Raw genomic sequence first — 8126 nt, 5'->3', positions numbered from 1 at the left:
CGGCAGCTTGGTCAGGACAACCTGGAGAAAAACAGTATGAAGAACATTGTTAATGCCAGCGAAGAACAATACGAACAGTGGGACGAACAAGCCGAAGACATAGTTGAGAAAATCGAAGAAGGAAACTTTCGCGGTTATTACTCATCGTCTTCGTGACGCATAGCTAGCGAGTTAACACAATAACGCTGTCCGGTCTCGGTGGGCCCGTCATCAAACACGTGGCCCAGATGACCACCACAGCGACTGCAGAGTATTTCCGTCCTTATCATCCCATGGCTTGCATCTTTTACGTAGTCAACTGAACCTTGTATTGCCTTATCGAAGCTTGGCCAACCACAGTGTGCATCGAATTGATGGTTAGCGTCGAAAAGTTTTTGCCCACAGCCCGCACAACGGTATATGCCCTCTTTATCACAACTTAGATACTTACCTGAAAAAGGCCTTTCCGTGCCTTTTTCCCTTAAGACATAATAGGCTTCATCACCTAGCAATTCACGCCACTCCTGCTCGCTTTTATCTTCCCAGTTATGCTCACTCATAAAGGACTAACCTCTTTATCTTTCAATTAAATTTCGTACTACTGTCATACTGCGTATGCTAAACTTAAGCTAACATTCATGGCTAATTTTTGCTGAGGTTTTGCATGCTTCGTCGTACCAAAATTGTGACCACTCTTGGACCGGCCACAGACTCTGAGGAAACTCTCAGAGAACTTATCAGAGCTGGCGCCAATGTCGTTCGCCTTAACTTCTCTCACGGTAATGCAGACGATCACAAACACCGAGCTTCAATGGTCAGAAAAATAGCCCGCGAACTAGAAGCGCATGTTGCTATTTTAGGTGATCTACAAGGCCCTAAAATTCGCGTAGCGCGCTTTCAACAAAATAAAATTATGTTATCCGTTGGCGATAAGTTCATTTTAGATGCTGAGCTTGAAAAAGACAGTGGTGACCAGAACAGAGTCGGGCTGGACTATAAAGATTTACCTAATGACGTTAACCCCGGCGATATTCTGTTACTTGACGACGGCCGTATTCAATTAAAAGTTGAAGAAATTAACGGCAGTCAGGTAATGACTGAAGTAACCGTTGGAGGTCTCCTCTCCAACAATAAAGGGATTAACCGTCAGGGCGGTGGTTTATCAGCCGCAGCATTAACTGAAAAAGATTATACTGATATAAAGTTGGCCGCAGAAATTGGTGTCGATTACCTCGCAGTTTCTTTCCCCCGCTCCGGAGACGACATAAATCAGGCACGTCACCTACTGCGAGAAGCTGGCGGGCAAGGCGTGTTGTGCGCAAAAATAGAACGCGCAGAAGCTGTCGCCAGCGAGCATGCTTTAGACGATATCATCAGAGCTTCTGACGCTGTTATGGTTGCCCGTGGTGACTTAGGTGTTGAAATTGGCGATGCACAATTAGTTGGCAAGCAAAAACAGATCATTTCTCGTGCTCGTCAATTAAATCGTGTTGTTATCACAGCGACTCAAATGATGGAGTCGATGATTGAAAACCCTATGCCAACTCGTGCTGAGGTAATGGATGTTGCCAACGCTGTATTAGATGGCACAGATGCCGTTATGTTGTCAGCTGAAACCGCTGCAGGAAAACACCCGATAGCAACAGTTAAAGCAATGGCGGATATTTGTCTTGGCGCTGAAACTCACCCTTCAGCTCAACTGCGCCATCAGGACCTGGAAGAGATGTTTTCCAGTATTACCGAGGCTACTGCGATGTCTGCAATGTACGCTGCCACACATCTCAATGGTGTGACCGCCATTATTGCTCTGACAGAATCGGGCTTTACTGCCAAGTTAATGTCTCGTATTACCTCGCACCTGCCAATATTCTCGTTATCGCGCCATTCTCACAGCCGCGATAAGTCAGCGCTTTATCGTGGTGTCTATCCTATAAACTTTGATTCCACCAGTGTAGAAAACCCAATCACTGAAGCTATCGAAGTGGTTAAAAAGAGTGGTCACATTAAAGCGGGTGATTTAGTCATACTCACTCATGGTGACGTTATGGAAACCGTAGGCTCAAGTAACACCTGTAAAATTATTGAAGTGCGCTAGTTACTAAAATCTTTAATTAACGAATCGAGAAGGTCGATATATTCATCGGCCTTTTTAATCACATTCTTACGCTGTTCCTGAGTCAGACTTTGATACATATCCCAAAGAAATTTATTTCGCAGTTCACTGCTTTCTTCTGATTTCTGTTGAAAAGACTCACTTCTGAGTTGTTTAGGATCAAGGATTAAAGACGACATCTTTTCTTCATCAACAGGCTGTTTCAGTAGCGCTTTTTCAAATTCGGTTATCCAGCTTGCACGGTAACTTAACCAAGGCTCCCGTAGCTGGGGTGAATCACTTACCCAACTACGCAATAACTTATCTTGCTCTGTTGTTAAGTCACCGAGGATATCCTCTAAATCTTCCTCAACGTCGGAAATGCGATCAAGACGTCGTAGTATGTCACTCTGTTCTTTATCTTCTTTCAAACGCTGATAGCGTTCTTCCTGAGCTTCCTCTAGTCGGCTTACCAGTTGCTGGCGCTGTTTTACAGAAAGTGTTGCGAGTAAGTCGGCTTCGGACTCAATTTTTATGAGTACGTTTTCCCAAAAAGCCCATAAAGTATCTTCAAAATCACCAATATCGTTTTGTGTTAACGACTTTTCCTCAACCTTATCGCGCAATGCTTTTAGTTCCTTGCGGTACAAAGGAAGCTGCGTCTGAGCATGCCACTGATGAAGTTCATCGACTTTTTCTGATAGCAGCTCTTGTTGTTCACCGTTCAAGTCAACGTAGTCCTTTACCTTCCACTCCACCAGAGTATCAGCAAACTGATAGCCTATATTAGCTGTACAACCAGCAATAAAAATAAGAACGGTAAGCACGCCTGTCAGTCGATACATGTTCAGCTCAGAATAAGTTGTTTAATACGGTCTTTATAACTACGGCTGACTTTCAGTTTTTGACCATTTTTTAATTGTAAATGATACTCACCATTTTGCTGGTTACACAACTTCTCTACCTGTTTTATATTGACGATAGCTGAGCGGTGAACCCGTTGAAATAACTTAGGGTTTAAGTCCTGTTCCAGCTCTTTCATGGTACGACGCAGTATGTGGGTTTCGTCTCCGGCATGTATGCACATGTAGTCACCTGCGGCATCAACCCACTTGATATCTTTAACCGCCACCCGAGTAATTTCGCCACTATCTTTTATTGCAATGTAATCCGGATATTCATCAGCAGTAATGTTCTCTCCTGCTGATAACCTTTCCAGCAAGGTGTCAGCGTCCTGACCGGTCACCTCAGCTACAAGGCTGATTAATTTACTCTGCTGTTCGTCATTGACATTTTGATGCTCACTTATCACACGTTTAACGCATTCCGCTAAGCGAGCATCATCCACGGGCTTTAACAAGTAATCCAATGCCCTGACTTCAAATGCCTTTATCGCATATTCATCATAAGCGGTTACAAAAACCACAATAGGCAAGTCCTGCCCTTGCTCCTTAACCGCTTTCAACACTTCAAATCCATTAAGGCCAGGCATTTGAATATCAAGAAAAATCAAATCGGGCTTTTCTTTTACAATAATTTCCACAGCCTCTCGACTGGTTTTACACTCGGGCATCAGCTCCAGTTGCTCAAATTCTTTTAAACGAATAGCCAAACCTTTTCTGGCAAGTGACTCATCGTCAACAACCAAGGTTTTCAATCGATTCATTATTGATTCTCCACCGTTTCGATCGGAATAGTAATGCGAACACAAAGACCACTTTCTTCACCTTTGAGCATCTCAAAACGATAATGCTTGCCGTATAAAGACTTTAATCGTTGTCGAGTGTTATTGAGTCCCACACCATCTTTACGGAAAAGCTTTTCAGGGTCTGTTTGTATTTCGGGACCGTTGTCACAAACTTCCAGTATCAAATTGCCATTATCAGCCCACGAGCGCACTTTTATTAGCCCGACCCCTTCAACGTTAGAAATAGCGTACTTTATTGAATTCTCAATCAAAGGCTGGCAAATCAAACTTGGAACCAACGCGTGTTTTGTCTCATCGGACAAATGAATATCAATTTCAAGTTGCTCGTCAAAACGAACTTTCTCGATATCCAGATACAGCAACAGCGCGTCAATTTCTTTCTCTAGCGTCACTTTTTTAATCGGCTCATTATCTAACGAAAAACGCAAAAAGCGGCTAAGTTTGTTTACCATTAAATTGGCTTTTTCGTTGTCTTTTAGCAGAATCAGTGTCGATATCGCATTTAAAGTGTTGAACAAAAAGTGCGGGTTTAACTGATATCTCAGCATTTTTAACTGTGCCTGATGCGCCATAGACGAGGCAAGCAACGCTTTTTGCTTCTCTTCTTGCAGCATCTGATAGTACTTAATGCCAAAGTACAATCCACTCCAGCTAAGAACAATGTAGAACTTAGCCAAACTGTTTTTTAAATAGAAAAAAGGACTGTCCGGCCGAAACCCAAATTTGTAAATTTCCCAATAGGTTGCGTTATCAACAATGGCCCAGGCTACCGCTGTAATGTATGAGACACCAATTGCGATAAGGACCATCAAAGGTGGCGGCAGCTCCCATATTCTGCGATACAAATACCGCAAAGGGATTGTTATCAAAAAACCAGCATAGGCACCAAGAATGATGATCAAGGTGTATATGTCTCGCATTTCATGCATTAGTGAGCCAATATAATTCACTAATGCGTAGCCTATCCAGCCACCCGCCTGCAATAACCAAAAAAAGCGGTTACGATTGTCCATCAGTAACTGCCACTGCGTTTTTATCGGTTTATTCATCGCGCTGAAGACTCTAGTCTCGATAGCTCATCAATATCAACTAAGCTTCCTGAGAAAAGTGAATTGACTTGCTCCTTCTGATTTCCCATAAACTGCACGCCTAACTCAACCTGCTCCTCAAGCACTTTTATTTGTCGGACTATTGCATTAAGGGTGAGATCACCATTTCTTTTTTGTTCTATATTCAGAACAATTTTACTGCCATTTTCCCATAGTTCTTCCAGCTTACCGTCCGGTTTTTCATGCTTTAACCGACAGCCACTTTCTGAAACATCCAACACGTGGCCTTTAAAAGATACTTCGTCACCGCTCACCGACTTTCCGGCTACTTCGGCAGGCAAAAAAGCGTCAAACCGACGCCCTTTTCTAATGACTCTGTGCTCTATCTGGTTAGGCCACAAAATGAAAAGCATTTTTGTTGGATGTGAGATGACGTAACTTACCTCGCTACGAAAAGCACAGATCTCCCCATTTTCATTTTCGAGTACAAAACGAACAATAACTGGCGTTTTCTCTTGCAAAAAATCTCGAACATCCTTGTATTTGCGTACGTCCGGCATATTAATAATGACCCAGCGGTCATTAACTGCACCTATAAACTCTGAGAAAAAACGAGCCGGGACATTTGAGCTGGCTAATTGAACTTCTATTCTTTGACCGGTTACGAGCTCCGAAATTTTGCTTGTCATAGGGGTCTCTTTGAGATGAATCGATATGTTACTATGATCGCTAGTTGTCTGGCTGTGTCAAGCAAAGGAGAGTCCCTTGGTCGCTTACGATATAACCCCCATCGATTTACACGGGCATTTATTTAATGTCTCGCTCACTATTGAACGAGCGGTTGACGAACAAGAACTTTGGTTACCGAACTGGATCCCGGGCAGTTACTTAATACGAGACTTTAGTAAGCACATCATAGGGCTACATGCTGAAAGTAACGGACAAGAGTTAACGATTGAGCAAATAGCAAAGAATCGTTGGCGTCTCGACAAATCAAACCATCCCATTACCGTCTATTATCAAGTCTACGCCTGGGACTTGTCTGTTCGCTCCGCATACCTTGATCAGTTCCAGGGGTTCTTTAACAACACAAGTTTATGTCTGGCAGTTGAAGGACAGACCGATCTTCCCTGTGAACTGCATCTTCACGCGCCACCTGAAGCACCTCAGTGGAAAGTGGCAACCGGTATGCCAAGAAAAAATGGACAAGCACACTCATGGGGAACATTTCAGGCGGAAAACTACGACGCTTTAATTGATTATCCGTTTTTAATCGGTGACTTGACCATTGAGGAATTTATCGCTCACGGGATAAAACATTCCTTTGTTTTAAGTGGCCGGCACTTTGCGGATACCTCAAGAATAACCGCTGACCTTGCTCGTATTTGTGAAACCCAATTGCAAATGTTCGACGAAGCCCCCTTCCAGTCTTATACATTTTTAACCATGGTTGTCGGTAACGGCTTCGGTGGACTCGAGCATAGAAACTCAACTGCCCTACTATGCAGCCGTAAAGATCTTATTAGTGCTCATCAATATGAAATGAATGACAACTATCAAACTTTTCTGAGCCTTTGTTGCCACGAGTATTTTCATAGTTGGAACATTAAAACCCTAAAGCCACGAGCGTTTCTGCCGTATCAACTGGACAAAGAGTCCTATACCGAGCAGCTCTGGTTCTACGAAGGAATGACGTCGTATTTTGATGACTATCTGCTTCATGCCAGCGGTATCATTGATGAAAAGCGCTATTTAAAAGTGCTTGGTGATACGCTCTCAAGAGTTGAACGAGGCGCGGGTCAGTATCAACAAAGTGTTACCGAGTCGAGTTTTCTGGCGTGGACTAAGTTTTATCAACAGAACGAAAATGCGCCTAACAGCATTGTCAGTTATTACGCTAAAGGTGCATTAATTGCTTTAAGTCTGGATTTAATGTTACGCCTGCAATCTGAGCATAAGTTAACTCTGGGCAACGTCATGAAAGACCTGTGGCACGAATTCGGTAAAACCTCAATTGGCACAGCCGATGATACCGTTCTGAGTTGGCTAAATCATTATCCTGGCATTGATGTTTCCGACTTCTTAAAAGACGCGCTATACAACAAGGACTCCATACCACTTATCGAGTTGCTGCAAAACTTCGGTATCGACGTTCAACGGCAAGTACCAGTAGATGACAACAACAGTGGAGGAAAAGCAGCCGATCAGCCAGCCAGAGTAAACTTCGGCGCAAAATATAAAGCATCTGCACAAGGGCTGGAGATCATCAATGTTTACCACGACGAAAGCGCCTATCATGCAGGGTTGTCAGCCGGAGACCGAATTATTGCGGTTGATCACTTGCAGGTAAATGAGCAGTCCATAAAAACCATTCTTGAACGCTACGTTCCCGGGGATACAGTAACGGTTCATGCATTCCGAAGAGATGAATTGATGACCCTGGAGCTTACCTGGCTGGAGCCCGCGAAAAGCAGTTACCTGTTAAGCGTGAAACAACCTGATAAGTTGAAAGGCTGGCTAACGCCTTCCGGTTAGTCCTGATAAAGCTGGGGAAGTAACGCTGGATCGAGTCGGTTATTTCCCCAGTTAACCCGCCAGTCAAGATGAGGCCCGGTTGCACGACCGGTAGCACCAATAGCACCGATTAACTCGCCCTGCTTAACCTTGTCGCCAACGTCCACGTTAAGTTCGCTCAAGTGCAAGTATGTGGTCGTGACTTTATAGCCATGCTCAATAATAATTGTGCCGCCCGAATAGAATAAGTCGGGTTCAGCTAACACCACCTCACCCGGCCAAGGGGCTTTTACCGGAGTACCCGTCGGCCCTGCGATATCTTCACCATAATGCGGGTTACGAGGTTCTCCGTTAAAAACTCTCTGACTTCCGTAAACACCACTAATACGCCCCTTTGCAGGCTTAACGACTGGGGTTAGAAAGTCCGTTCTCTGCGTTTCTTTTTGCCGCGCTACCCAAACTTTCTCTGCTTCTTTTCTTGCCCTTTTAACCTGTGCGGGATCTGGTGTTACCGTCTTTTGAGGCACTCCGTCGACACGGTCAATTTTATATTCACGAGGCGTTAACGTGAGCTCTTTGGTTATTCTGCTGTCACCTTTCTGAATTACTAAGGTGTTTTTAAGCGGAGCTTTTCGTGCGAAACCAAAAACAATATAACCCTGCTCGGTAACTTGCAGAGGTTCGTCATTCAAAGTGGCAGTAACTCCGGGCTCAGATTTAGCTAAAATAAGCGCTCCCTGAGTCAATGGCCCTTTTATCTCCAGTTCAATAGGTTCGTCCGCCA

At 44.0% G+C, this 8126-nt stretch carries 8 protein-coding genes; 2 read left to right on the top strand and 6 right to left on the bottom strand.

The genetic code is table 11. The features are described 5' to 3' along the window. Positions 1-137: 137 nt before the first annotated feature. The gene (msrB, locus tag B3180_RS13515; protein ID WP_054487796.1) at positions 138-539 is read right to left on the bottom strand and encodes a peptide-methionine (R)-S-oxide reductase MsrB; all 402 of its coding nucleotides are present in this window, start codon (positions 537-539) and stop codon (positions 138-140) included. Between the two features lie 104 nt (positions 540-643). Here msrB and pyk point away from each other — a divergent pair, with 104 nt between their 5' ends. Continuing rightward, positions 644-2074, top strand: a complete 1431-nt coding sequence (gene pyk, locus B3180_RS13510; RefSeq protein ID WP_278355000.1) for a pyruvate kinase — start codon at positions 644-646, stop codon at positions 2072-2074. Here pyk and B3180_RS13505 read toward each other — a convergent pair. The 4 genes from B3180_RS13505 to B3180_RS13490 are packed head-to-tail and all read right to left on the bottom strand — an operon-like array spanning position 2071 to position 5517. Then, positions 2071-2916, bottom strand: a complete 846-nt coding sequence (locus B3180_RS13505; RefSeq protein ID WP_278358695.1) for a DUF6279 family lipoprotein — start codon at positions 2914-2916, stop codon at positions 2071-2073. The two genes, pyk and B3180_RS13505, sit on opposite strands and share 4 nt — an antisense overlap. Positions 2917-2918: 2 nt before the next feature. Next, the gene (locus B3180_RS13500; RefSeq protein WP_054487802.1) at positions 2919-3737 is read right to left on the bottom strand and encodes a LytR/AlgR family response regulator transcription factor; all 819 of its coding nucleotides are present in this window, start codon (positions 3735-3737) and stop codon (positions 2919-2921) included. Further along, positions 3737-4828 carry a sensor histidine kinase gene (locus tag B3180_RS13495; protein WP_278358696.1) on the bottom strand — a complete coding sequence of 364 codons (1092 nt, stop codon included), beginning with the start codon at positions 4826-4828 and terminating at the stop codon, positions 3737-3739. The genes B3180_RS13500 and B3180_RS13495 overlap by 1 nt, the downstream gene beginning before the upstream one ends. Then, positions 4825-5517: a flagellar brake domain-containing protein gene (locus B3180_RS13490; protein WP_199494566.1), complete on the bottom strand. Its 693-nt coding sequence runs from the start codon at positions 5515-5517 to the stop codon at positions 4825-4827. The genes B3180_RS13495 and B3180_RS13490 overlap by 4 nt, the downstream gene beginning before the upstream one ends. 76 nt (positions 5518-5593) lie before the next feature. Here B3180_RS13490 and B3180_RS13485 point away from each other — a divergent pair, with 76 nt between their 5' ends. After that, complete coding sequence (locus B3180_RS13485) at positions 5594-7363, top strand: M61 family metallopeptidase (protein ID WP_273023811.1); 1770 nt, start codon at positions 5594-5596, stop codon at positions 7361-7363. On the opposite strand, the gene B3180_RS13480 is transcribed toward B3180_RS13485, so the two are convergent. Further along, a partial coding sequence (locus tag B3180_RS13480; protein ID WP_349677622.1) for a M23 family metallopeptidase occupies positions 7360-8126 on the bottom strand: 767 nt, incomplete at its 5' end. The genes B3180_RS13485 and B3180_RS13480 overlap by 4 nt on opposite strands.

This window comes from Idiomarina sp. UBA4206 (assembly GCF_002383015.1).
Classification (GTDB): Bacteria; Pseudomonadota; Gammaproteobacteria; order Enterobacterales; family Alteromonadaceae; genus Idiomarina; species Idiomarina abyssalis.
This window is presented reverse-complemented; position numbering and strand designations above follow the sequence as displayed.

Bases quoted from the DNA above. Each gene is read 5' to 3' on its own strand.
- B3180_RS13500 (WP_054487802.1), bottom strand. From the start codon at position 3,737: ATGAATCGATTGAAAACCTTGGTTGTTGACGATGAGTCACTTGCCAGA.
- B3180_RS13490 (WP_199494566.1), bottom strand. From the start codon at position 5,517: ATGACAAGCAAAATTTCGGAGCTCGTAACCGGTCAAAGAATAGAAGTT.
- B3180_RS13495 (WP_278358696.1), bottom strand. From the start codon at position 4,828: ATGAATAAACCGATAAAAACGCAGTGGCAGTTACTGATGGACAATCGT.
- msrB (WP_054487796.1), bottom strand. From the start codon at position 539: ATGAGTGAGCATAACTGGGAAGATAAAAGCGAGCAGGAGTGGCGTGAA.
- pyk (WP_278355000.1), top strand. From the start codon at position 644: ATGCTTCGTCGTACCAAAATTGTGACCACTCTTGGACCGGCCACAGAC.
- B3180_RS13505 (WP_278358695.1), bottom strand. From the start codon at position 2,916: ATGTATCGACTGACAGGCGTGCTTACCGTTCTTATTTTTATTGCTGGT.